The following is a 22,353-nucleotide window of genomic DNA, read 5'->3' on the forward strand; positions in this document are numbered from 1 at the left end:
AATGACTGCCGCAAGGTTTTGGTGATCGCCATGCAACCGCACACTTTCGATCTGTTCGCTGACCACGAACCCGCGCCGCAACCCCACGCCGAACAGATCGGTGAGCAATCGTGGGTACTGCGCGGATTCGCCTTGCGGCTGACCGATCAATTGCTACCGGCGCTGGACGCCGTCCTGCTCGCTGCCCCACTGCGCCACATGGTCACGCCCGGCGGCTTCAGCATGTCGGTGGGCACCAGCAGTTGCGGGCAACTGGGCTGGATCACTGACCGCAGCGGCTACCGTTACTCGTCGGTCGATCCACTCAGCGGTTTGCACTGGCCGGAGCTGCCGCCGGTATTTGCCGATCTGGCAGAGGCCGCGGCGCAGGAGGCCGGTTTTTCTGACTTCAGGGCAGATTCCTGCTTGATCAACCGCTATATCCCCGGCGCCAAGATGTCATTGCATCAGGACAAAGACGAAAACGCCTACGCTGCACCGATCGTTTCGCTGTCGCTGGGCTTGCCGGCAATGTTTCTGTTTGGCGGTTTCGCTCGTGGTGACAAGAGCCAGCGGATTCCCCTGCTGCATGGCGACATGGTGGTTTGGGGCGGTGTCGATCGCTTGCGGTTCCACGGTGTTTTACCGATCAAGCAAGGGCAGCATCCGCAGCTTGGTGAACAACGCATCAATCTGACTTTTCGTATTGCCGGATGACCCTTGAAAGTTTGACCGCAAGGCCCGGAGTGTTGCGTTCACCAACGCTGGTTAACCTGAATCAAACAGGTCAACGGATTAGCCATCATGAAAACGTTTTCGACCACGCTCGACATTGAAGACGATCCACGCTGGGCCGCTGTTGTTGCGCGGGATGCGCGGGCGGACGGGACGTTTGTCTATGCGGTGAAAACCACCGGCATCTACTGCCGCCCAAGCAGTCTTGCGCGCTTGCCGAAACCGCAGAATGTGGAGTTTTTCGATACGGCGCTTGAGGCTGAAGCCGCCGGCTACCGCCCGAGCAAAAGGGCCAGCAAGGATCAGAGCGATGTGCTCGCGCAACACGCCGCGGTTGTGGCGGTAGCATGCCGGCAGATCGAGTCCGCCGACACTTTGCCCGCGCTCAATGAACTTGCTGCAACGGCCGGTCTGAGCCCGTTTCATTTTCACCGCGTGTTTAAAGCCGCGACAGGATTGACCCCCAAGGGTTACGCCAGCGCCCACCGCTCGCGCCGCGTGCGTGAACGCCTGGCAGACGGCGGCTCAGTGACCGACGCGTTGTATGACGCAGGTTTCAATTCCAACAGTCGTTTCTATGAAAGCGCCGATCACCTGCTGGGAATGAAACCCGGTGACTACCGCGCCGCCGGGCAAAACAACGACATTCGTTTTGCCGTCGGACAATGCTCGCTCGGGGCGATTCTGGTGGCGCAAAGCGAGCGCGGAGTTTGCGCGATTTTGTTGGGCGACGATCCTCACCAACTGGTGTGTGATCTGCAGGACCAGTTCCGCAAAGCCAATCTGATTGGCGCCGATGCGGAGTTTGAGCAATTGATCGCCAAAGTCGTCGGCTTTATCGAAGCCCCGGCCATTGGCCTCGAGCTACCGCTGGACGTGCGGGGCACGGCATTTCAGGAGCGCGTTTGGCAGGCGCTACGGGAAATCCCGGTTGGCAGCACCGCCAGCTACGCCGACATTGCCCAACGCATCGGCGCACCGACATCCATGCGCGCCGTGGCTCAGGCATGCGGTGCCAATCGGTTGGCCGTCGCGATTCCTTGCCATCGCGTGGTGCGCAGCGATGGCAATCTTTCCGGTTATCGCTGGGGTGTGGAGCGTAAACGGCAACTGCTGGAGCGTGAAACGCAGCCCTGAAGCTGCATGATTCTTCAGCGATTGACGTCCACCACAACGCGTCCGCGAAGCTGCCCTGCGAGCAGTTTCGGCGCGGCATCGATAACGTCGCCTAGGGCGATTTCATGGCTGATCAATGGCAGTAAGGCGAAGTCCAGATCCTGCGCCAGTCGAGCCCATGCCTCCACGCGGCGCGCCTTTGGCTGAGTCACGCTGTTGATGCCGGCCAAGGTGACGCCGCGCAAAATAAACGGCGCCACCGAGGCAGGGAAATCCATCCCCTGGGCCAGACCGCACGCGGCGACGGTGCCTTCAGCACGCGTACTGGCGCAGGCATTCGCCAGCGTGTGACTGCCGACCGAATCGATTACCGCTGCCCAACGTTCCTTGGCCAGCGGCTTGCCCGGTTCGAACAGAGTCGCGCGGTCGATGATTTCAGTCGCGCCCAATTGCTTGAGATATTCATGCTCGGACACCCTGCCCGTGGACGCCACAACCCGATAGCCAAGCTTGCTCAGCAGCGCGATGGCAAAACTGCCCACGCCGCCATTGGCCCCCGTCACAAGCACCTCGCCCTGCGCAGGCGTCACGCCATTACGCTCAAGCGCCAAAATGCACAACATTGCGGTGTAACCCGCCGTGCCGATCGCCATTGCCTGAGCAGCGGTAAACGCTTTTGGCAAAGGAATCAGCCAGTCGCCGTTGAGCCGGGCCTTTTGCGCCAGGCCACCCCAATGGCTCTCGCCCACGCCCCAGCCATTGAGCAGCACCTGATCGCCCACTTTATAGTCGGGATGTGAGCTGACCTCGACAGTGCCTGCCAGATCGATCCCCGGCACCAAGGGAAATTTGCGCACCACCGGGCTGCTGCCCGTAATCGCCAAGCCGTCCTTGAAATTCAACGTGCTGTACGCGACGGCCACGGTCACGTCGCCCTCGGGCAACTGGTCTTCGTTGATCGGTTGAAGGTTGGCGCGATAACCGCTGTCGTCTTTATTGATCAAAATACCGTTGAACATGATGGCCTCTCATGGATGGGTTTCAGGGGGTCATGGCTTTCAAATATCACATCGCAATACGTTGCCACACTCGACTTTCAGCCAATCCGCGAATCGGCCGGGTATTTCCATGGTGGCCGACTATGCTTTTTCGACGGTGGTGCGTTCGCTGTTATTCCTCGGAAAACGGCCAGTCGAAGGAGCGATCCATGTCTTACCCGCGTTCTTTTTCAGTGATGCTGATGCTGTGTCTGCTGGCCTTCAATAATGCGTGGGCGGCGCCGGCCACCAAGCCCGGCGAGCCGGCACCCAGTGAGCCATCATGGCCGCAAGTCATCACCAGCGAGAAGGCCAAACTGACCGTATATCAGCCGCAACTCGACAGTTGGGACGGCTACACCCTCAATGCCCGCGCTGCCGTTGAAGCCACCGGCGCCGATGGAAAAACCACTTACGGCATCGTTCAGTTCAGTGCCCATACGCTGGTCGACAAGGCCACGCGCTGGGTTGCACTCGATCAATACAAAATCATCAAAGCCGACTTCCCCGCTGATGCCGCTAAGGCTGACAAATGGCTGGCGGTGCTGAAAAAAGACGCCGAGAGCCGGAAAAAAACCATTTCACTGGATCAACTCGAGGCCGCCGTCGGTGTGCTATCGGCAGAGCAGAAAGCTGACAACGCGCCTCTGGAAAACACTCCGCCCGCGATCATCAGCTCCGACGTCCCGGCGATGCTTGTCTACATCGACGGCGATGCAGCCTATCGTCCGGTTGAAAGCACAGCGCTGCAACGGGTGATCAACACCCGACCTCTGCTGCTGAAAGATACGCAGGGCAAACATTACCTGCATGTCTTCGATGGCTGGATGGTTGCTGACCAGCTCAACGGCGATTACACCCGTCTGGCCACGCCGCCCGCCGAACTGGAAAAAGCCAAACAGGCCGCCATCGCCAGTCGCCAGGTGGATCTGTTGACCGGGCAGAGTGACCCGAAAGACAAGGTTCCCAGCCTGGCCAAGCCGCCGCAGCCAAAAATCTTTGTCGCCACTACGCCCACCGAGCTGCTTGTCACCGATGGAGCGCCACAGTGGCTGCCGATTCAGGGCACTCGGCTTTTATACGTGACCAATACCACCGGGCACATCTTCAAGGAGATCGGTGATCAGAACAGTTACGTGCTGATTTCCGGTCGCTGGTTCCGCGCCGGTGACATGAACGGCCCATGGACGTTTACATCAGCGGACCAGCTGCCGGCAGACTTCGCCAACATCCCCGACGACAGCCCGAAAGAAAACGTCAAAGCGTCGGTTGCCGGTACGCAACAAGCCAAGGAAGCCGCGATTGCTGCGACCATCCCGCAGACCTCGGCAATCAAGAAAAGCGCGGTGAAAATGACCTCGCCGCAGTTCGATGGCGAACCACAACTCAAAGCCATCAACAGCACGCCGCTGCAGTATGTGGTCAACAGTGCAACGCCGATCATCCGGGTCGACAACAACAGTTGGTATGCGGTGGAAAACGGTATCTGGTTTACCGCCACCACAGTGAATGGCCCGTGGATCGTGGCCAGTTCTGTGCCGGCGGTGATCTACTCAATCCCACCCAGCTCGCCCATGCACTATCTGACTTACGTCAAAGTCTATGAGGCCAGCGGCGATACCGTGGTGGTCGGCTATACACCGGGTTATCAGGGTTCCAATCTAGATCCCGCCACCGGCGTGGTGGTTTACGGCACCGGTTACCCATACACGCCGTGGGTTGGCAGCGTCTGGTACGGGCCGCCAGTAACTTATGGGTTCGGCGTCGCCATCCGTTACACGCCCTGGACTGGCTGGACCTTCGGTTTCGGTTTCGGCTGGAGTTGGGGCAGCAGTACCGTCGCCATGGGTTGGGGCTGGGGTGCATATCCGTGGTGGGGCAATTATGGTTGGGGTTACGCCTGGGGCCCGCGCTTGTATCCGGCACCGCTGGCGTGGGGTGGCGCAGCTTACGGATATCGCGGCGGCGCCGTGGCCTGGGGACCGGGAGGATGGGCCGGCACCACGGGCAATATCTATCATCAATGGGGTGACCGGGCGACGGTCAGCCGCGCTGGTGCCGGTTACAACGCCTGGACCGGCAATCGCTGGGCGGGTCAGGTTGGCTCTTCGTATAACTCGCGCACAGGCGTTGCGGCAGCAGGCCAACGCGGTGCCGTGCACAATGTCTATACCGGTAACTATGCGGCCGGACGCAGTGGTGTGGCGACGGGACCGAACGGTGGCGCGATCGCCGGCCAGAAGGTCACTGCCGGCAATGCCCGCAACGGCACCCAAGTCACAGCCAGTCGCGGCGCGGCGTACAACCCCAATACCGGTAATACCACTCAATACGGCAGTGTTCGCGGCAAAAACGCCGGCGCCGCACGCGTAGGCGACAACGTGTATGCCGGCCGCGACGGCAATGTCTACAAAAAAACCGATGATGGCTGGCAATCCGTGGTCAAGGGCGGGGCAAACCGCCCAACTCCGATCAATAACAACGCCCAATTGCAAAACCTCAACCGTGAATCCGCCGCGCGCAACCTGGGCAATCAGCGCACCCATAATTTTCAAAACTCCTCACGAAACATGAACCGCTCCTATGGAGGAGGCGGTGGTGGCGGCGGATTTCATCGACGCTGAGAACCTGCGTCAGGCGATGTTCACAATTTCAAAGTGGCCCGGGGCCTGGTTTTGCTGGTAAAAAACCGGCTTCGCCGTCCCTGCCCCGTTTCATCGTTCGGAGTCCGCTTCCATGAGCCAATGGCCAGATACACGTATTCTCGACCTGCTCGGCATTCAATCGCCGATCATTCAGGGCCCGATGGCCGGTGCGACAAACTCATCCATGGTGATCGCCGTGTGCAACGCTGGCGGCCTGGGTTCGATGCCGGCGGCGATGCTGAGCATCGAGCAGTTACGCGAAGAGCTGAAGACGATTCGCGAACACACCGACAAGCCCTTCAATGTGAATTTTTTCTGCCACCAGCCACCCACCGCTGATGAGCAACGCGCACGCGAGTGGAAGAACCTGCTGGAACCTTACTACCGAGAACTGGGTGTCGACTTCGATGCGCCTACACCTATATCCAACCGGGCGCCGTTCGATACGGCGGCGTGCGAAGTGCTGGAAGAATTCCGGCCGGAGGTGGTGAGTTTTCACTTCGGTTTGCCTGAGAAATCCCTGCTCGATCGAGTGAAGGCCACTGGCGCAAAAATCCTCTCCTCGGCAACCACCGTCGATGAAGCGATCTGGCTCGAACACAATGGCTGTGACGCGATCATCGCCATGGGCTACGAGGCCGGCGGTCATCGCGGGATGTTTCTCAGCGAGGACTTGAGCAGTCAAGTCGGCACGTTCGCACTGGTGCCGCAGATCGTCGATGCGGTGACAGTGCCGGTGATTGCCGCCGGTGCAATCGCCGATGCGCGAGGCGTCGCGGCCGCCTTCATGCTGGGGGCGTCAGCGGTACAGGTCGGAACCGCATACCTGTTCACCCCGGAAGCGAAAGTCAGCGCCTCTCATCACAAGGCTCTGCGCACTGCCAAAGAGAGTGAAACCGCGATCACCAACATTTTCACTGGACGCCCGGCGCGGGGCATTCTCAACCGTGTGATGCGCGAACTGGGGCCAATTTCGGCCAAAGCACCGGCATTCCCGTTGGCCGGTGACGCCCTGATGCCGCTGCGTGCAAAAGATGATGCGCAGTTTGCCAACCTCTGGGCAGGTCAGGCATTCACGCTGGGCCAAGACCTCGGCAGTGCTGAACTGACTCGCCAATTGGCCGAGGGTGCATTGGCGAAGCTGATTGTGCGTTGATGCCGCGCGGGGGATGCGTTTCAGGTCAGGCGGTCCGTCAGGATAAATCCTCTCGCCACACAGTGGGGATCGCTATATATTTCGCTACATAGCGATTTCCCCCTTTGCAATGGCGCAGTCCACCTCGAGTAAAACTGCCCTGTGCACCGCCCACAACGGAGCTGCTAAATGACCATTCGTGCCTCACGTTTTGCCCCTGTCTGTCTCACCTCATTGCTTGCAGTATTCGCCATCAGTGCTGCTCAGGCTGATGAAGTGCAGGTTGCTGTTGCCGCGAATTTCACGGCACCGATTCAGGCCATCGCTGCCGATTTCGAAAAAGACACCGGTCACAAACTGGTCGCAGCCTATGGCGCCACTGGCCAGTTTTACGCTCAGATCAAGAACGGCGCGCCGTTCGACGTGTTCCTCTCGGCGGACGACACCACGCCGGAAAAACTCGAAAAAGAAGGCGATACCGTCAAGGGCTCGCGCTTCACTTACGCCGTTGGCACTCTGGCGCTGTGGTCGGCGAAGGACGGTTACATCGATGCCAAAGGTGAGGTCCTGAAGAAAAACGAATACCAGCACCTGTCCATCGCCAATCCGAAAACCGCGCCATACGGCTTGGCAGCCACGCAAGTGCTGGAAAAACTGAAACTGACCGACGCGACCAAAGCCAAGATCGTCGAAGGCCAAAACATCACTCAGGCCTACCAGTTCGTTTCGACTGGCAACGCCGAACTCGGCTTCGTCGCGCTGTCGCAGATCTATCAGGAAGGCAAAGTCACCAGCGGTTCGGCGTGGATCGTACCGGCCAGCCTGCATGACCCGATCAAACAGGACGCGGTGATCCTCAGCAAAGGCAAGGACAACGCCGCGGCCAAAGCACTGGTTGAATACCTCAAGGGCCCGAAAGCCGCTGCGGTGATCAAGTCTTACGGCTACCAACTCTAAATGTCGCTGACGAGTGCCGATTTCGCGGCGATCTGGCTGACCCTGAAACTGGCGTCCCTGACCACCGCGATCCTTTTGGTTATCGGCACGCCGATCGCGCTGTGGTTGTCGCGTACCCGCTCATGGTTGCGCGGCCCGGTCGGGGCGTTCGTCGCCCTGCCCCTCGTGCTGCCGCCGACCGTCATCGGTTTTTATCTGTTGCTGATGATGGGACCACACGGTTTTCTTGGCCAGTTCACCCAATGGCTGGGGCTCGGCACTCTGACGTTCAGTTTCACCGGGCTGGTGATTGGTTCTGTGATCTATTCCATGCCGTTCGTGGTGCAACCGTTGCAAAACGCGTTTTCGGCAATCGGCACCCGCCCGCTGGAAGTTGCCGCAACATTGCGCGCCAATCCGTGGGACACCTTTTTCAGCGTGATCCTGCCGCTGGCCCGCCCCGGTTTCATCACAGCGGCCATCCTCGGGTTCGCACATACCGTCGGTGAGTTCGGCGTCGTGCTGATGATTGGCGGCAATATCCCCGACAAGACCCGCGTGGTCTCGGTGCAAATCTACGATCACGTTGAAGCGATGGAATACGCACAGGCCCACTGGCTGGCTGGCGCGATGCTGGTGTTTTCGTTTGTGGTGTTGCTTGCGCTGTACTCCAGCCGCAAGAACCGCGCGGGCTGGAGCTGATCGATGATTGATGCACGTTTGAAAATGACCTATTCAGGCTTCAGCCTGGACGTCGATCTGCACTTGCCGGGCCGCGGCGTCAGCGCGCTGTTCGGCCATTCCGGGTCGGGCAAAACCACGTGCCTGCGCTGCATCGCCGGGCTCGAACGCGCGGAGCAAGGCTTTATCCGGGTCAACGACGAGGTGTGGCAGGACAGCGACAACGGTATTTTCGTCCCGCCGCACAAACGCGCACTGGGTTATGTATTCCAAGAGGCCAGCCTGTTTCCACATTTGTCAGTGTTGGCCAATCTGCAATTCGGCCTCAAACGTATTGCCAAGTCCCAGCGCCGGGTCGACATGACGCACGCCACTGAATTGCTCGGCATCGGTCATTTGCTTGAGCGTCATCCCCAGCATCTCTCGGGTGGCGAGCGTCAGCGTGTCGGCATCGCCCGTGCGCTGCTGACCAGCCCGAAACTGCTGTTGATGGACGAGCCGCTGGCAGCACTCGACAGTCAGCGCAAAAACGAAATCCTGCCCTATCTGCAACGCTTGCATGATGAGCTCGATATTCCGCTGCTGTACGTCAGCCATGCGCAGGACGAGGTCGCGCGCCTGGCCGATCATCTGGTGCTGCTCAGCGACGGCAAGGCCCTGGCCAGCGGGCCGATTGGTGAAACCCTGGCCCGTCTGGACTTGCCGATGGCCATGGGCGATGACGCGGGCGTGATCATCGAAGGTCAGGTCTGCGCCTACGACGCGGATTATCAGCTGCTGAGCCTGCAATTGCCGGCCACCGAAATGAGCATCCGCGTAACGCATGCGCCAATGGCGGTGGGCCAGACCTTGCGTTGCAAGGTACATGCGCGCGACATCAGCCTGACCCTGCAAAACAGCGAATCCAGCAGCATCCTCAATCGCCTGCCGGTCACCGTCATCAGTGAGCAGGCGGCGGACAATGCCGCGCATGTGTTGATTCGTCTCGACGCGGGCGGCACGCCGTTGCTGGCGCGCATTACCAGGTTCTCCCGTGACCAATTGGGCGTGCGTCCTGGCCTTCACTTGTGGGCGCAAATAAAGGCAGTCGCGGTGCTCGCGTAAATCATTCGGCACGACGGCTTCGGCGTGCGGTCAATGGTTTTAACGACCACCGCGCTACCGAAGGAAGCCGCCATGCCCGACACCGAGCTGACCGATGCACTGCCATCCGACCTGCATTACGTCGATGACACACAGCCCGGCATCACCCGCAAAAAACTGCGCGGCAAGTTCAGTTATTTCGAACCGTCGGGCCAACGCATTACCGATGCGGATGAAATCAAACGCATCAACGCCCTCGCCGTGCCGCCAGCCTACACCGACGTGTGGATCTGCCCCGACCCGAGCGGTCATCTTCAAGCCACCGGCCGCGATGCCCGTGGTCGCAAGCAATACCGTTATCACGCGCGCTGGCGTGAAGTGCGTGATGCCGACAAGTATTCGCGGCTACGCGAGTTCGGCCAGGCATTACCGAAGTTACGTAAACAACTGGAAGCACTGTTGGCTGCACCGGGCTTCAGTCGCGACAAGGTCATGGCCACGGTGATCACCTTGCTCGATGCGACTTTGATTCGAGTCGGCAATACGCAATACGCGCGGGATAATCGCTCCTACGGTCTGACCACCCTGCGCAGTCGGCATGTCGAGGTCAACGGCAGCGCGATTCTGTTCCAGTTTCGCGGCAAGAGCGGTATCGAACATCAGATCACCGTGAAGGACCGGCGCCTGGCGCGGGTCATCAAACGCTGCCTGGAACTTCCCGGGCAGAACCTGTTTCAGTATCTGGATGAACATGGCGAACGGCACACTGTCAGCTCTTCCGACGTCAACACCTACCTGAAAACCCTGACCGGCGCCGACTTCACCGCCAAGGACTACCGCACCTGGGCCGGCAGTGCCTTGGCCCTCGCCGTGTTGCGCGAGCTAAAACATGAGTCAGAAACCGAAGCTAAACGGCATGTGGTGGACATGGTCAAAGGCGTTGCCAAACAGTTGGGCAACACGCCTGCAGTGTGCCGCAAGTGCTACATCCACCCTGCCGTGGTGGAAAATTTCATGCTCGGCGCGCTTGCCGAATTGCCGCGCCCACGCGTACGCAAGGGGCTGCGCACCGAAGAAGTGGCGCTCGCGATGTTTCTCGAACGCATGAGCGAGATGGCAGTCGCCCCTTGATCGGCTGTGCGTCGTCCTCTAGGCTAGCCACCTTCCCTCCTCAGGATGATCGCAAACGTGAACAACCCGGCCTTCTAAAAATGTAATCGCGACTTGCCGCTTATTAGCGCTTGTCAGTTTTCACGACATTTTCTGGAGGTGCCGATGACTCACGTCTCGCGTACGCCTGCACTCGTCTCCCTGAATCAAATGGGCTTTCAATTCGCCAATGGCGAGACGATTTTCAACGACCTCAATCTCAAATTCGATCATCTGCCGACGGCTATCGTGGGTCGCAATGGCGTCGGCAAAAGCGTGCTCGCGCGGCTGATAGCCGGACAATTGCAGCCTGGCACCGGCAGTTTGGTGCGTTCGGTTTCGGTGAATTACGTTGCGCAAAACTTCGTCGCCTCCTGCGGGCAAACAGTAGCCGACGCAACAGGCACGGCGCCGGGACTCGCGGCGCTCGAGCGGCTGGAGATGGGTTGCGCCAGTAGCGAGGATTTCGACCTCATCGGCGAACGCTGGGATTTACCGGAGCGCTTGCGTCAGCGACTGGATGAAGCCGGACTGCCCGACATCGTTACCACCGACCTGACGCAAACGCTCAGCGGTGGCCAGCAGGCCCGAATCGCCCTGATCGGTGCGCTGCTGAACCCCGCGCAATTACTGGTGCTGGATGAGCCGACCAACCACCTCGACAGCGCGGGTCGGCAATGGCTGTTGAAAACACTGGAAGCATGGCGCGGTGGCCTGATTGTCGTCAGTCACGACCGCCAGTTACTGGAACAGATGCGTCGAATTGTCGAACTCACGCCATTGGGGGCGACTGTCTTCAGAGGGCGTTATTCAGAATTCACTGAACAGCGGCAGATCCATCAAGCTGCGGCGCAGGCAAAGCTCGATCAGGCCCGAGTCGAACGCCAGCGCCAGCGTGCACGACTGCAACGCGAGCACGACACAATCCAGCGGCACGCCGCCAGCAGTCGACGCGACGCACAGACCGCCAACATGGCCGGCTTCGAACGGGCGGCGATGAAAGCGGCTGCGCGGGAAATCATGGGCCACGTGCGCCTTGGCCAGCAGTCACATAAAACCGATCTCGATACCCGGGTGCGAGACGCCTTCGCGAAGGTCCTACCTGACGGCGGCGTCTTGATCAATCTGCCGGGAAGCATCGTGCCGAGCACGCGCCAGGTCTGCACGCTGATCGACGCCCGTTTGCCGTGGCTACCGGTTGACGCGCCATCGACACGGCTGAACCTCGCCATCCACGGGCCGATGCGCATTGCGGTCAGTGGACCGAACGGCTGTGGCAAATCGACCTTGTTGAACCTGCTAAGCGGTGAACTGAAGCCAACTTCCGGCGCCTGCATCACCCATGTGCCGTTGGCTTTCCTCGATCAGCACCTGACGTTGCTGGATGATCGTATGTCTATCGTTGAACAGCTGAAGGAGCAACAAACACCGCTGAGCGAAGGCACGTTGCGCAGTTACCTGGCACATCTGCAACTCAACGCGCAACGCGTCACCCTGCCCTGCGGTTCACTCAGTGGCGGTGAACGCCTGAAAGCCGCGCTTGCTCTGGCGTTATGGCGCCAGACACCCGCGCAATTACTGTTGCTCGATGAGCCGACCAATCACCTTGATCTGACTTCGGTGGAAGCTTTCGAGCAAGCCTTGCAGACATTTCCCGGGGCGATTGTGGCGGTTTCCCACGATCAGGCGTTTCTACGGGCGTTAAACCCAACCCATGAACTGCAGTGGCACGCCGAAGGATGGCGCCTGCAACCGACGAATTGACCTGGCTGTTTTTTGCACAATTGCTTAAGGCTTCTATAGTAGATGTGACACGAATCAACTGCGGTGACGCCATGGAAGACATTTTCGTCGTGAAGCGTTGCAACAAGATCATCATTCACGGGCGACGCGCCACTGATAGCCAGCATGATCCCGCAGAAGCCAAAAGCTGGTTTCGCATCTGCGATACTCGCACTGGCGGTTTCATTGGCGATGGCTACGACGTGGAAGAGGACGCCCGAGACGAATGCAAGCGTCTCAACGCAGCCAGTTCAACCACACCGGCCCGACAGTTATCAAGCTGATGCCGATCAGCAGCGGGTCTATACTGAAACCAGCTGAAGGAGCAGCGCCCCATCGGCAGAAAGCTCGCAACTCGCGGGCTTTTTGCTGCCGCTCAGCGGTTTCAAAGTACGGAGGTGTTTCATGTCCGAAAAAGAGTCCATCACCACCCTCCTCAACCTGCTCGACGCCCGGCAGGCGCGCCTCGCGGCCGCTTGCAAAGAGATAGCCGACTGGGTCGATCATCAAGGCGGGCACCCGACAGCCCTGCGCATCCGCGATCGCCTGAATGACATCGAAAAAGATACTCCGCTGATCCGCAACTCACTGTCGGCGCTCAAGCCTATTGATCGGCCACTGCCTCGCTTCAGATGACAACGGGTTTTCAGCGGTAATCACCCGAGGTGGCACGAGTGTCACTGAAATCCTGCTTGGGCGCGTTTTATCTGGATTGTGAACTGGCGTGGTTCTTTTCACATAACCATCACATCTGCTGGCCTACAGTAGCGTCACTCCTTTAGAAACACCCCTCTCACCCGCCCGCATGCGGGTGTTTTTTTGCCTGCAGAAAACCGCCCCGAACGTCGTTGTATTGAAATGGTCAAAATCTATACACGTCACGAAGGAGACAGTGCATGGTCATCCACTTCAACGTCGACGGGCATCTGGCCTGTGGTCACAAAGGCGAACAACTGAGCGCGAGCAAAGAACTCAATCGCGTGAAGTGCCGCAGTTGCCGCAATACCGATGCCTTCAAACAAGCAAGAAAAGACCAGCGCAATGCGGCCCGCCGCAACGCGCGACACGCAAAAACCTCACACGGCCCAGCAAACTGGCGCGCCGAATGGATTGAACGGCTGACGACGATGGTCGGACTTCAGCGGCTGCCCCGCGGCTTTAGCGGACAAGCCTTTGTTTAGGACAGCATAAAAAGGGCCGATTCTCTCGGCCCTTTTTTCGTGTCTCTGCGTAGATCCATCGCCTCTCATTCGACGGGTCGAAGAATCAAAGAGATGCATCATTCACGCGTTCGTCAAACGCATTGCTATCGCCTGCTTCACCCTTCTGAGCATTAACAATGAACTCGGGTTCGCCGCCGATACCGCGATGGTTGGCGGCACTGCCATGTAAGTGTTTCCCATCCCAGGTTGTAAGTGCACGTCGTGAGCATTGGCTTCCGAGAAGCTATCCGAGCAACCTCATACATCTGCGATGTGAAGTTTTCGCATCTGCACAAAAAGATTGCCGATTCATTGTCAGATGATTTTTTTCAGCCTATCTTGAATAAAACCTATACAGCGCACTTAGCGGCGTACAACTTTTTAGCTATGGATTGGCCCTCACCCATACCAACGCCACGAGACACTTCAATGAACCCACTACTAGCCAGCCATTACCGTGAAATTCTCGTCGGCGTCGGTGAGAACCCCGAGCGCGAGGGGCTGTTAGACACGCCCAAGCGTGCCGCCAAAGCGATGCAGTATCTGTGCAATGGCTACACGTTGAGCCTGGAAGACGTCACCAACGGTGCCTTGTTCGAGTCGCAGAGCGATGAAATGGTGATCGTCAGCGACATCGAGCTTTATTCCTTGTGTGAGCACCACATGCTGCCCTTTATCGGTAAGGCGCATGTGGCCTACATCCCCACCGGCAGGGTGCTGGGGCTATCAAAGGTCGCGCGAGTGGTTGATATGTTCGCGCGTCGCCTGCAGATCCAGGAAAACCTCACCCGGCAGATTGCTGAAGCCATCCAGCAGATCACTGATGCCGCCGGTGTGGCGGTGGTCATTGAAGCCAGGCACATGTGCATGATGATGCGCGGCGTAGAGAAGCAGAATTCGGTCATGACTTCCTCCGTAATGCTGGGCGCCTTCCGTGATAGTTCGACGACGCGGCAGGAGTTTCTGCAGCTGATCGGACGGCGATAAACCTATACATGGCCTGCCCATTGTACAAGCCCATAGTTCGAAACTTCACACTCGTCACCTTTGTACTTCAGGGAGTAAGGCAATGACCCGATTTCTACTGATACTGGCAATGGCCCTCAGCGTCGGGAGTTGCAGCAGTGTGGATGTCGCCCGTTATGCGGATCAGCAACCGGCATTGAATCTGGAGCATTTTTTCAGCCAGCCCGTCAAAGCCTGGGGGATGTTTCAGAAGCGCAGCGGTGAGGTTGTCAAGCGCTTCGAGGTCAACATCGTCAGCCACCGCGAGGGCAACAACCTGATTCTCGACGAGCGCTTCAAATACAGCGACGGCACACGCCAGCGCCGCGTCTGGACCCTCACGCCCGAGGGCCAGGGGCGCTGGAGCGGTCGCGCGGATGATGTGGTGGGTGTCGCCAAGGGCCAAATCGCTGGAAACACGCTGCACTGGCGTTATCGCCTGAACCTCCCGGTCGACGACTCGACCTACGAAATGAGCATGGACGACTGGATGTACCTGATGGACGAGGACACGTTGATCAACCGCACAGCTATGTCCAAGTTCGGGGTAGAGGTCGGCCTGGTGACGCTATTCTTCCGTCGCCAGGGCGCCGGAGCGAGCCAATGAATCGCGTATTGACCATGGCCTCGCTAGGCGACGGTTATCGCGCGCTGGTGATCGGCGCCAGTGGAACCCTCGGCACGGCTTTTTGCGAACAGCTCGAACAGGATCCGCTCTGTGCCGGCGTTCGCGCGCTGGGGCGCCATACCGTTCCGGAGCTGGACCTTGAACGACCCGAAACGATTGCCAGCGCCGCCACCGAGCTGGCATCCGAAGCACCGTATCAACTGATCGTACACGCGGCCGGCCTGCTCCATCGCGACGGAATCAAGCCGGAAAAAAGCCTCAGTGCAATTGAGCCGGAGGCGCTTCAGACCGTGTTTCAAGTGAACGCGCTGGGGCCGGCATTGGTGCTGCGCCACTTTCTGCCGCTGCTCGATCCTATGGGAGCGATGGCGATGCTTTCGGCAAAGGTCGGGAGCATTGGCGACAACCGTTTGGGCGGCTGGTACGCCTATCGCGCCTCCAAGGCTGCACTGAACATGCTGATCAAGACCGCCGCCATTGAACTGGCACGCACTCGCCCGCAGAGCCGCTTGCTCAGTCTGCACCCAGGCACGGTTGTCTCGGGATTGTCGCAACCTTTCCGCGGAGCCTCCAGTGCCCGGCCGGCAGACATTGCCGCGGCCCAATTACTGACCTTGATAGACCAGTTGACGCCGGCCGACAGCGGCCATTTCTTTGCTTACGATGGAGAACGCCTGCCCTGGTAGGCAAGGAGTGAAGCATGAACCTGAAGACCCTCAGCGAACACGCGGCCAACAGCGAAATACGCGAGCTGGAACTGCTGTCACTCGAAGGTGGTTTTTATCTGGCACGGATTCGCCTGGACCACGGCAAGTTCACCTTGCTTGATGATGCGACCAAGCCGATGCACCTGCGTTCGATCACCCACCTGCGTGACTTGCTGCAAACCGTCCCTGCATTTCCTTGCGTGCTGGTGCAGCAATGCGTGCACGACGAAATGTGCGGCAGGGATACAGGGCCTGTCGAAGAACTGCGCCTTCCGTTTTCGCTCACCACGCCATTATGAATCGGACAACGCCGAGTTCCACTGAATGAATGTTACGTGCCGGTTGCGCCTGAATTCCGCAAGCAAAATTTCAAATTCGGGATACGAGCAAAAGCGAAAGCGGGCGAAGAGGAGCCAACAGAGAGCATCCACGCAGCTCGAGGCCAGTTAGGGCATGCATCTGTCGGGCTGAAAGAACAGGATATCCGGACGCGTAAGGGCATGAAGGTAACCCCCTACGAAGTGACAGAAGGGCAGGAATTGCATAAAAGATTTTTTGATTGCGGAAAAAAGAACTAAGGGCTTGCATGAGGTATGTCATGCAAGCTCTTGATATAGATGGTGCCCGAAGCCGGAATCGAACCGGCACGCCCTTACGAGCGGGGGATTTTAAGTCCCATGCGTCTACCAGTTTCGCCATTCGGGCGGTAGCGCTGTGTTGCTGTTTCCAGCGGCTTGCTCGCAATCCTGACAGGATGCAGGCTCCAGCAGCCGAGCGGGAAATATATACATCACTTCCCGGTGAAGCAAGTTCGCAATGACCGTTTTTCAAGACTAAATCTTGCAACGCACTGCAAATAAAAAAGCTCCGTAAATCATGGATCTACGGAGCTTGTTTATAGTGGAGGCCGAGGTCGGAATCGAACCGGCGTAGGTGGATTTGCAATCCACTGCATAACCATTTTGCTACTCGGCCTCAAAGCATCTGCTGTCAGTAGCACAACAACAAACACGTACAAATTGGAGCGGGAAACGAGACTCGAACTCGCGACCCCGACCTTGGCAAGGTCGTGCTCTACCAACTGAGCTATTCCCGCTTGGTGATGCGCATTCTATAGAATTAAGAAGCTCCGTCAACCCCTTGATTCAAAAAAGTTTTATTTCTTTTCTACATCAGTCTTCAGATGCGGCCAGGCGGCGCGCAGGTATTGAACCATCGACCACAAAGTCAGGCCTGCCGACACCAGGAGCAAGGCGTAACCCAAGATAACCCAGAAGTTGAAGTCCTTCGGATGAGCTAACAGAATCACCAACGCGAGCATTTGCGCTGCGGTTTTCCATTTGCCGAGATTCGATACAGCCACGTGGGCGCGCGCACCGAGTTCGGCCATCCATTCACGCAGTGCCGAAACGACGATCTCGCGACCGATAATTACCGCCGCTGGCAGCGTGAGCCAGAGGTTGCCGTGCTCTTGAACCAGCAGCACCAGCGCAACGGCGACCATGAGTTTGTCAGCGACCGGATCAAGAAACGCTCCGAACGGAGTGCTTTGCTCCAGGCGCCGCGCCAGATAACCATCCAGCCAGTCCGTTGCTGCCGCAAAGGCAAACACCGAGGCGGAGGCCATGTAGCTCCACTGATATGGCAGGTAGAACAGCAAAATGAAGATCGGGATGAGCAGGACGCGTAGAACGGTAATCAAATTAGGGATATTCATCGGCACAACTGGCTACGAGGTGAAGGGGCATTCTACTCGCTATGCAGGTTCGCATAAATCGACTCTGCGAGCTTTTTACTGATCCCCGGGGCTTTCGCTATCTCTTCGATGCTTGCACGAGTCAGCTCCTGCAATCCACCAAAATGTTTCAACAAGTCGCGACGTCGGGTCGGCCCTACTCCAGCAACGCCTTCCAGCGTTGACGTACGGCGGGTTTTGCCACGACGTGCCCGGTGTCCCGTAATTGCAAAACGGTGCGCTTCGTCGCGTATCTGCTGAATCAGGTGCAGCGCCGGCGAGTCACCGCGCAAGGTGAACTCGTGCGCCGCATCATTCAGATACAACGTTTCGAAACCCGCCTTGCGCGTTGCACCCTTCGCGACACCGAGCAGGATCAAATCCGGTACGGCCAATTTATTAAGCACGTCGCGAGCCATCGATAGCTGACCCTTGCCACCGTCTACCAGCAGAATGTCCGGCAACTTACCCTCGCCGTCCTTGAGTTTGCTGAAACGGCGCGTCAGGGCCTGGTGCATGGCGGCGTAATCGTCGCCCGCCGTGACACCTTCGATGTTGTAGCGACGGTAATCCGATTTGATCGCGCCTTCCGGACCAAAGACCACGCAGGAAGCGACCGTCGCCTCACCACTGGAGTGACTGATGTCATAACACTCAAGCCGTTGCGGTGGCTCATCCAGGTTCAGCACTTCAGCCAAGGCCTCAAACCGCGCCGCTGTGTGCTGACGATTGGCCAGACGCGCACCCAAAGCCTGCTCGGCGTTGGTAACAGCCAATTGCTGCCAACGCGCGCGCGTGCCACGTACCCGATGACTGATGGCCAGTTCGCGACCACGCAATTCATGGATCGCCTCGATCACCGTCGGAAAGTCTTCGTGCATCACGTTGACGATCAGCTCGCTGGGCAGGTCGCGCTCCGGGCTGCTGATGAAGTAATGACCGAGAAACGCCGCCATGACTTCAGAAACGTCTTCATCAATCCCGACCTGCGGGAAGAAGTTCTTGCTACCCAGCACGCGCCCGCCACGGACGCTGATCAAATGCACGCAGGCGCCGCCCGGGTTGACGAAGGCCGCGATGACATCGATATCGCCCGTGCCCCCCTCCATGCTTTGTTGATCCTGCACACGGCGCAGCAGAGCAATCTGATCACGCAGCTCGGCGGCGCGCTCGAATTCGAGGTTGATCGCCGCCTCTTCCATCGCACTGGACAGCTCGTTGGTCAGCGCATGACTGCGCCCTTCGAGGAACATCACCGAATGACGCACGTCGTCAGCATAAACATCAGGCTCGACCAGCCCGACGCAAGGCGCCTTGCAACGCTTGATCTGATATTGCAGGCACGGGCGGGTACGGTTCTTGTAGTAACTGTCTTCACACTGGCGAACGAAGAACGTCTTCTGCAGCAGGCTCAGACTTTCACGGATGGCGCCAGCGCTTGGATAAGGTCCGAAATATTTGCCCTTGGCCTTTTTTGCCCCACGATGAATGCTCAGACGCGGGAACTGGCCATCGGACAAAAATACATACGGATACGATTTGTCGTCGCGCAACAGAATGTTGTACGGCGGCCGCCATTCCTTGATCAGCGTCTGCTCTAATAGCAGCGCCTCGGTTTCATTGGCGGTGATGGTCGTTTCGACCTGAGCAATGCGTCCGACCAGTGCAGCCGTCTTCGGCGCCAGGCCGGTTTTGCGAAAGTAGCTGGCCAGTCGCTTCTTGAGGTTCTTGGCCTTGCCGACATACAACAGGCGCGCATCGCTGTCGAACATGCGGTACACGCCGGGGCGCCCGCTGACGGTCGACAGAAAGGCACTGGAATCGAATGTTTCAGTCATGTCAGAGGCTGGCATCAACCATGCCGTGACGAACCGCCAAAAGTGTCAACTCGACGTCGCTGCTGATCGAAAGCTTCTCGAAAATACGGTAGCGATAGGTGTTCACGGTTTTCGGTGAAAGACACAACTTGTCGGAAATGATCTGTACCTTCTGGCAGCCGACAATCATCAATGCGATCTGGATTTCGCGCTCGGACAAGGCATCGAAGGGTGAGTCATTGGACGGCTGAAAGGACTTGATCGCCAATTGCTGGGCAATCTGCGGGCTGATATAGCGCTGCCCGGCAAATACCAGGCGAATGGCCTGGACCATTTCCGGCAACCCGGCGCCCTTGGTCAGATAACCCGCTGCGCCAGCCTGCAGCAACCGTGTAGGAAAAGGATCCTCTTCACACACTGTAACCGCGACCACCTTGATGTCTGGATGACTGCGCAGCAGTTTGCGCGTGGCCTCCAGTCCGCCGATGCCAGGCATCTTGACGTCCATCAGGACCACATCGGGTTTCAACTCTCGGGCCTTGATCAGGGATTCTTCCCCGGACTCGGCCTGGCCAACCACCTGCAAGCCATCAATATCGGCCAGCATCCGTGTAATGCCCGTACGAACCAGATCATGGTCATCGACCACTAGCACCCTAATCAAGCAGACACCTCGCGATATGGTCTTATTCGGATGCCGGACACCTTAGCAAAAAGTGCCCGACAGACCTAGCGGCAAGCTTCATTTAAAAAGTTTCAAACGTTCATCAAGGCTTGCCGGCCGTGGGTTTCAGAGCACAGGTGTACTGATATCGAGCTGCATTCGCAGGAAACACTCATCCTCGCCTTGCACGTGTAGTCCTTTTCGCTCATACAATTTCTTTGCCGGATTATTTTCGAATACCGTCAGACGTAACGCCGGACGCCTTTCCTGTCGGGCCATGCCTATAACCTGATCGATCACCCAGGATCCTGCGCCCTGCCCCCGAAAGGCTTCAGCCATTTGCAATTCACGAATATACAGCGCCCGCACATCCCGACTCAGACTGAAAAAACCTGCCGGTACATCATCAAGCACTATCAGCCAGTTTTCACGACCCGACCATGCCACGTCGAATGCCTCGTCCTGCCACAACAGCTCATGATGAATGTAGTAATGCAGCATGTTCTGACAGGTGAGCGCGCGGGCAAAAACCAAGTCTTCAGGTGTCGCGCGACACATACGAAATCTCATCTTGCCTCCATCACGGACTTGCCCGCTCCTGCCATCTGCGGGTAACAGCGGAGTGTGTCACAACACATGCCGGACTCAAGCAATAGGTGTTTCATTGGCGGCTCGATAGCATTTTCTGATTGCTGAGGCGTATTGGCCTCTAGTAAGCTCGGCGCATTCATCGGAGACAAACCATGTTCAACGCCCTCTCACAGCTTCATACCGCCAGCGCCCTGCGCTCGGTTGCGGCTGCCCGGGCGAACGACGTTTGCGCTCCGGTCAGCTTTTATTTTGGGTATTGGTTTAGCCACTGGCGCGCCTGATACCCACACGGCGCCCAAGTAAACGGGTCGCCTACCAGAGATTTCTCAACCCCCGGTCGGCCTCCCGACCGGGGGTTTTGTTTTTTCAGGCCACAAACTTTTCAGCCACACACCAGACACTTTGAGGATTCATCAAATGAACTACGCCACTTATTACCGTTACGACAGCTTTAGCGCCTGGCGATTTACCAGCCTCCGCTCGGGACAGCCTGCCGCCTCCGATCGGTCACCTACAGGTGGCAAACCCGAACACGTAGCCAATACGGCCAATTGTCGAACACCCCAGTAGGGCCGAGCGAGCGGGAAGCACCCGCCGCCTGCCCAGGAAGACCGAATATGAACTCGTCCGTTTCTGCACTGCCATTGTCCACCCACACTTGCGCCAACGAAGCCCTGACCCTGCGTCTGCCGAGCTCGTTGCAACTCAAGCAGCAATTGCCATTGAGCCATGCCTTGAGCCGCCAGGTCGCCGCCCACCGCCAAGCGGTTCGCGCGATCCTCAACGGCGAAGACCAGCGCCTGCTGATCATTGTCGGCCCTTGCTCAATCCACGACCCTCAGTCCGCCCTTGAATACGCCGGCAAACTCGCCCGGCTGGCTGAACAAGTCAGCGACGAAGTGCTGCTGGTCATGCGCGCCTACGTCGAAAAACCGCGCACCACTGTCGGCTGGAAAGGCCTGGCCTACGACCCGCATCTGGATGGCAGTGATGACATGGCCGGTGGCCTGGCACTGTCCCGCGAGCTGATGCTGGAAATGATCCGACTGGGTTTGCCGGTGGCGACCGAACTGCTGCAACCGATGGCCGCCGGTTACTTCGACGATCTGCTGAGCTGGGTTGCGATCGGCGCACGCACCACTGAATCGCAAATCCATCGCGAAATGGCCAGTGGCTTGAGCATGCCGGTGGGCTTCAAGAACGGCACCGACGGTGGTGCGACCGTTGCCGTTGACGCCATGCGTTCGGCAGCCCACCCTCATCGGCATTTCGGCGTCGACAGCCAGGGACACCCGGCCATCATTCAGACATCCGGCAACCCTGACACCCATCTAGTGTTGCGAGGCGGCCATCAAGGGCCGAATCATGATCGCGAGAGCGTGGCACGGATTCACGCCGAACTGATCCGCCTGAAGATCCCCAGCCGGATCATGGTCGACTGCAGTCACGCCAACAGTGGCAAGGATCCATTGCGCCAGCCAGGCGTGTTCAACGAAGTGCTTGAACAGCGCTTGCAGGGCGATCGTTCGTTGATTGGCATGATGCTGGAGTCGCATCTGTTCGAAGGTTGTCAGCCACTGAGTGCACCGCTGCAATACGGTGTTTCGATCACTGATGGCTGCCTGGGTTTCAGCGCAACCGAGCAACTGCTGCTCGATGCGGCTCAACGCCTTGGCGCGCAAACCAGAGGCTGATAGCAAGACCTGCCCTCCGGTTGGTTAAAAAC

The 22,353-nt window shown here is 58.4% G+C and carries 23 protein-coding genes and 3 tRNA genes; 18 read left to right on the forward strand and 8 right to left on the reverse strand.

Annotated features, from left to right (window positions below):
• Window positions 1-30: 30 nt before the first annotated feature.
• Window positions 31-696 carry a DNA oxidative demethylase AlkB gene (gene alkB / locus ICA15_RS07185; protein WP_210552835.1) on the forward strand — a complete coding sequence of 222 codons (666 nt, stop codon included), beginning with the start codon at window positions 31-33 and terminating at the stop codon, window positions 694-696.
• An 87-nt stretch (window positions 697-783) separates the two neighbouring features.
• A complete protein-coding gene (gene ada, locus ICA15_RS07190) occupies window positions 784-1,851 on the forward strand; it encodes a bifunctional DNA-binding transcriptional regulator/O6-methylguanine-DNA methyltransferase Ada (protein ID WP_210552836.1) in 1,068 nt (355 codons plus the stop codon).
• A 14-nt stretch (window positions 1,852-1,865) separates the two neighbouring features.
• Here the strand turns inward: ada and ICA15_RS07195 are convergent, their stop codons facing one another.
• Window positions 1,866-2,849 carry an MDR family oxidoreductase gene (locus ICA15_RS07195; protein ID WP_210552837.1) on the reverse strand — a complete coding sequence of 328 codons (984 nt, stop codon included), beginning with the start codon at window positions 2,847-2,849 and terminating at the stop codon, window positions 1,866-1,868.
• Between the two features lie 188 nt (window positions 2,850-3,037).
• Between ICA15_RS07195 and ICA15_RS07200 the strand changes: the two genes are divergently transcribed.
• The 15 genes from ICA15_RS07200 (at window position 3,038) to ICA15_RS07270 (ending at window position 16,398) form a co-directional block, all read left to right on the forward strand.
• Window positions 3,038-5,491, forward strand: a complete 2,454-nt coding sequence (locus ICA15_RS07200; protein WP_210552838.1) for an autotransporter — start codon at window positions 3,038-3,040, stop codon at window positions 5,489-5,491.
• A 112-nt stretch (window positions 5,492-5,603) separates the two neighbouring features.
• Complete coding sequence (locus ICA15_RS07205) at window positions 5,604-6,668, forward strand: NAD(P)H-dependent flavin oxidoreductase (protein ID WP_210552839.1); 1,065 nt, start codon at window positions 5,604-5,606, stop codon at window positions 6,666-6,668.
• Window positions 6,669-6,836: 168 nt separating this feature from the next.
• Window positions 6,837-7,604, forward strand: a complete 768-nt coding sequence (gene modA / locus ICA15_RS07210) for a molybdate ABC transporter substrate-binding protein (protein ID WP_224450864.1) — start codon at window positions 6,837-6,839, stop codon at window positions 7,602-7,604.
• Entirely contained in the window at window positions 7,605-8,285 is a 681-nt protein-coding gene (modB, locus tag ICA15_RS07215; RefSeq protein WP_210552840.1) for a molybdate ABC transporter permease subunit, read from the forward strand.
• Window positions 8,286-8,288: 3 nt separating this feature from the next.
• The gene (gene modC / locus ICA15_RS07220) at window positions 8,289-9,368 is read left to right on the forward strand and encodes a molybdenum ABC transporter ATP-binding protein (protein WP_210552841.1); all 1,080 of its coding nucleotides are present in this window, start codon (window positions 8,289-8,291) and stop codon (window positions 9,366-9,368) included.
• Window positions 9,369-9,440: 72 nt separating this feature from the next.
• On the forward strand, window positions 9,441-10,478 hold the full coding sequence (locus tag ICA15_RS07225) for a DNA topoisomerase IB (protein ID WP_210552842.1): 1,038 nt from the start codon (window positions 9,441-9,443) through the stop codon (window positions 10,476-10,478).
• A gap of 144 nt (window positions 10,479-10,622) precedes the next feature.
• Entirely contained in the window at window positions 10,623-12,260 is a 1,638-nt protein-coding gene (locus tag ICA15_RS07230; RefSeq protein ID WP_210552843.1) for an ABC-F family ATP-binding cassette domain-containing protein, read from the forward strand.
• A gap of 71 nt (window positions 12,261-12,331) precedes the next feature.
• Window positions 12,332-12,562, forward strand: coding sequence for a hypothetical protein (locus ICA15_RS07235; protein WP_150615478.1), 231 nt, complete (start codon window positions 12,332-12,334; stop codon window positions 12,560-12,562).
• A gap of 121 nt (window positions 12,563-12,683) precedes the next feature.
• Window positions 12,684-12,914 (forward strand): hypothetical protein, encoded by a 231-nt coding sequence (locus ICA15_RS07240; protein WP_210552844.1) that lies wholly within the window; start codon window positions 12,684-12,686, stop codon window positions 12,912-12,914.
• 260 nt (window positions 12,915-13,174) lie between these two features.
• Complete coding sequence (locus ICA15_RS07245; protein WP_210552845.1) at window positions 13,175-13,459, forward strand: hypothetical protein; 285 nt, start codon at window positions 13,175-13,177, stop codon at window positions 13,457-13,459.
• A 450-nt stretch (window positions 13,460-13,909) separates the two neighbouring features.
• On the forward strand, window positions 13,910-14,467 hold the full coding sequence (gene folE / locus ICA15_RS07250; protein ID WP_047301436.1) for a GTP cyclohydrolase I FolE: 558 nt from the start codon (window positions 13,910-13,912) through the stop codon (window positions 14,465-14,467).
• 82 nt (window positions 14,468-14,549) lie between these two features.
• Entirely contained in the window at window positions 14,550-15,092 is a 543-nt protein-coding gene (locus ICA15_RS07255) for a DUF3833 domain-containing protein (RefSeq protein WP_210552846.1), read from the forward strand.
• Window positions 15,089-15,799 carry an SDR family oxidoreductase gene (locus ICA15_RS07260; RefSeq protein WP_210552847.1) on the forward strand — a complete coding sequence of 237 codons (711 nt, stop codon included), beginning with the start codon at window positions 15,089-15,091 and terminating at the stop codon, window positions 15,797-15,799. The genes ICA15_RS07255 and ICA15_RS07260 overlap by 4 nt, the downstream gene beginning before the upstream one ends.
• Before the next feature lie 14 nt (window positions 15,800-15,813).
• Window positions 15,814-16,119, forward strand: a complete 306-nt coding sequence (locus ICA15_RS07265) for a DUF6482 family protein (protein ID WP_210552848.1) — start codon at window positions 15,814-15,816, stop codon at window positions 16,117-16,119.
• Window positions 16,120-16,155: 36 nt separating this feature from the next.
• Window positions 16,156-16,398, forward strand: a complete 243-nt coding sequence (locus ICA15_RS07270; RefSeq protein WP_224450865.1) for a hypothetical protein — start codon at window positions 16,156-16,158, stop codon at window positions 16,396-16,398.
• Between the two features lie 40 nt (window positions 16,399-16,438).
• Here the strand turns inward: ICA15_RS07270 and ICA15_RS07275 are convergent.
• From ICA15_RS07275 to ICA15_RS07305, 7 genes are all read right to left on the reverse strand, one after another.
• A tRNA-Leu gene (locus tag ICA15_RS07275) sits at window positions 16,439-16,525 on the reverse strand.
• Window positions 16,526-16,721: 196 nt separating this feature from the next.
• Window positions 16,722-16,795: transfer RNA gene (locus ICA15_RS07280), tRNA-Cys, on the reverse strand.
• A gap of 45 nt (window positions 16,796-16,840) precedes the next feature.
• A tRNA-Gly gene (locus tag ICA15_RS07285) sits at window positions 16,841-16,916 on the reverse strand.
• A 60-nt stretch (window positions 16,917-16,976) separates the two neighbouring features.
• A complete protein-coding gene (gene pgsA, locus ICA15_RS07290) occupies window positions 16,977-17,537 on the reverse strand; it encodes a CDP-diacylglycerol--glycerol-3-phosphate 3-phosphatidyltransferase (RefSeq protein ID WP_150592577.1) in 561 nt (186 codons plus the stop codon).
• Window positions 17,538-17,569: 32 nt separating this feature from the next.
• On the reverse strand, window positions 17,570-19,393 hold the full coding sequence (gene uvrC / locus ICA15_RS07295) for an excinuclease ABC subunit UvrC (RefSeq protein ID WP_210552849.1): 1,824 nt from the start codon (window positions 19,391-19,393) through the stop codon (window positions 17,570-17,572).
• A 1-nt stretch (window position 19,394) separates the two neighbouring features.
• Entirely contained in the window at window positions 19,395-20,036 is a 642-nt protein-coding gene (uvrY, locus tag ICA15_RS07300; RefSeq protein WP_016984198.1) for a UvrY/SirA/GacA family response regulator transcription factor, read from the reverse strand.
• Between the two features lie 126 nt (window positions 20,037-20,162).
• On the reverse strand, window positions 20,163-20,606 hold the full coding sequence (locus tag ICA15_RS07305; RefSeq protein WP_210552850.1) for a GNAT family N-acetyltransferase: 444 nt from the start codon (window positions 20,604-20,606) through the stop codon (window positions 20,163-20,165).
• A 638-nt stretch (window positions 20,607-21,244) separates the two neighbouring features.
• Here ICA15_RS07305 and ICA15_RS07310 point away from each other — a divergent pair.
• Window positions 21,245-22,321, forward strand: a complete 1,077-nt coding sequence (locus tag ICA15_RS07310) for a 3-deoxy-7-phosphoheptulonate synthase (protein ID WP_210552851.1) — start codon at window positions 21,245-21,247, stop codon at window positions 22,319-22,321.
• The last annotated feature ends 32 nt before the right edge of the window (window positions 22,322-22,353 follow it).

The sequence above is a fragment of the Pseudomonas sp. P116 genome, from assembly GCF_020149425.1.
In the GTDB taxonomy this organism is placed as follows: Bacteria; Pseudomonadota; Gammaproteobacteria; order Pseudomonadales; family Pseudomonadaceae; genus Aquipseudomonas; species Aquipseudomonas anatoliensis.

Bases quoted from the DNA above. Each gene is read 5' to 3' on its own strand.
- alkB (WP_210552835.1), top strand. From the start codon at position 31: ATGCAACCGCACACTTTCGATCTGTTCGCTGACCACGAACCCGCGCCG.
- ada (WP_210552836.1), top strand. From the start codon at position 784: ATGAAAACGTTTTCGACCACGCTCGACATTGAAGACGATCCACGCTGG.
- ICA15_RS07195 (WP_210552837.1), bottom strand. From the start codon at position 2,849: ATGTTCAACGGTATTTTGATCAATAAAGACGACAGCGGTTATCGCGCC.
- ICA15_RS07200 (WP_210552838.1), top strand. From the start codon at position 3,038: ATGTCTTACCCGCGTTCTTTTTCAGTGATGCTGATGCTGTGTCTGCTG.
- ICA15_RS07205 (WP_210552839.1), top strand. From the start codon at position 5,604: ATGAGCCAATGGCCAGATACACGTATTCTCGACCTGCTCGGCATTCAA.
- modA (WP_224450864.1), top strand. From the start codon at position 6,837: ATGACCATTCGTGCCTCACGTTTTGCCCCTGTCTGTCTCACCTCATTG.
- modB (WP_210552840.1), top strand. From the start codon at position 7,605: ATGTCGCTGACGAGTGCCGATTTCGCGGCGATCTGGCTGACCCTGAAA.
- modC (WP_210552841.1), top strand. From the start codon at position 8,289: ATGATTGATGCACGTTTGAAAATGACCTATTCAGGCTTCAGCCTGGAC.
- ICA15_RS07225 (WP_210552842.1), top strand. From the start codon at position 9,441: ATGCCCGACACCGAGCTGACCGATGCACTGCCATCCGACCTGCATTAC.
- ICA15_RS07230 (WP_210552843.1), top strand. From the start codon at position 10,623: ATGACTCACGTCTCGCGTACGCCTGCACTCGTCTCCCTGAATCAAATG.
- ICA15_RS07235 (WP_150615478.1), top strand. From the start codon at position 12,332: ATGGAAGACATTTTCGTCGTGAAGCGTTGCAACAAGATCATCATTCAC.
- ICA15_RS07240 (WP_210552844.1), top strand. From the start codon at position 12,684: ATGTCCGAAAAAGAGTCCATCACCACCCTCCTCAACCTGCTCGACGCC.
- ICA15_RS07245 (WP_210552845.1), top strand. From the start codon at position 13,175: ATGGTCATCCACTTCAACGTCGACGGGCATCTGGCCTGTGGTCACAAA.
- folE (WP_047301436.1), top strand. From the start codon at position 13,910: ATGAACCCACTACTAGCCAGCCATTACCGTGAAATTCTCGTCGGCGTC.
- ICA15_RS07255 (WP_210552846.1), top strand. From the start codon at position 14,550: ATGACCCGATTTCTACTGATACTGGCAATGGCCCTCAGCGTCGGGAGT.
- ICA15_RS07260 (WP_210552847.1), top strand. From the start codon at position 15,089: ATGAATCGCGTATTGACCATGGCCTCGCTAGGCGACGGTTATCGCGCG.
- ICA15_RS07265 (WP_210552848.1), top strand. From the start codon at position 15,814: ATGAACCTGAAGACCCTCAGCGAACACGCGGCCAACAGCGAAATACGC.
- pgsA (WP_150592577.1), bottom strand. From the start codon at position 17,537: ATGAATATCCCTAATTTGATTACCGTTCTACGCGTCCTGCTCATCCCG.
- uvrC (WP_210552849.1), bottom strand. From the start codon at position 19,393: ATGACTGAAACATTCGATTCCAGTGCCTTTCTGTCGACCGTCAGCGGG.
- ICA15_RS07305 (WP_210552850.1), bottom strand. From the start codon at position 20,606: ATGAGATTTCGTATGTGTCGCGCGACACCTGAAGACTTGGTTTTTGCC.
- ICA15_RS07310 (WP_210552851.1), top strand. From the start codon at position 21,245: ATGAACTCGTCCGTTTCTGCACTGCCATTGTCCACCCACACTTGCGCC.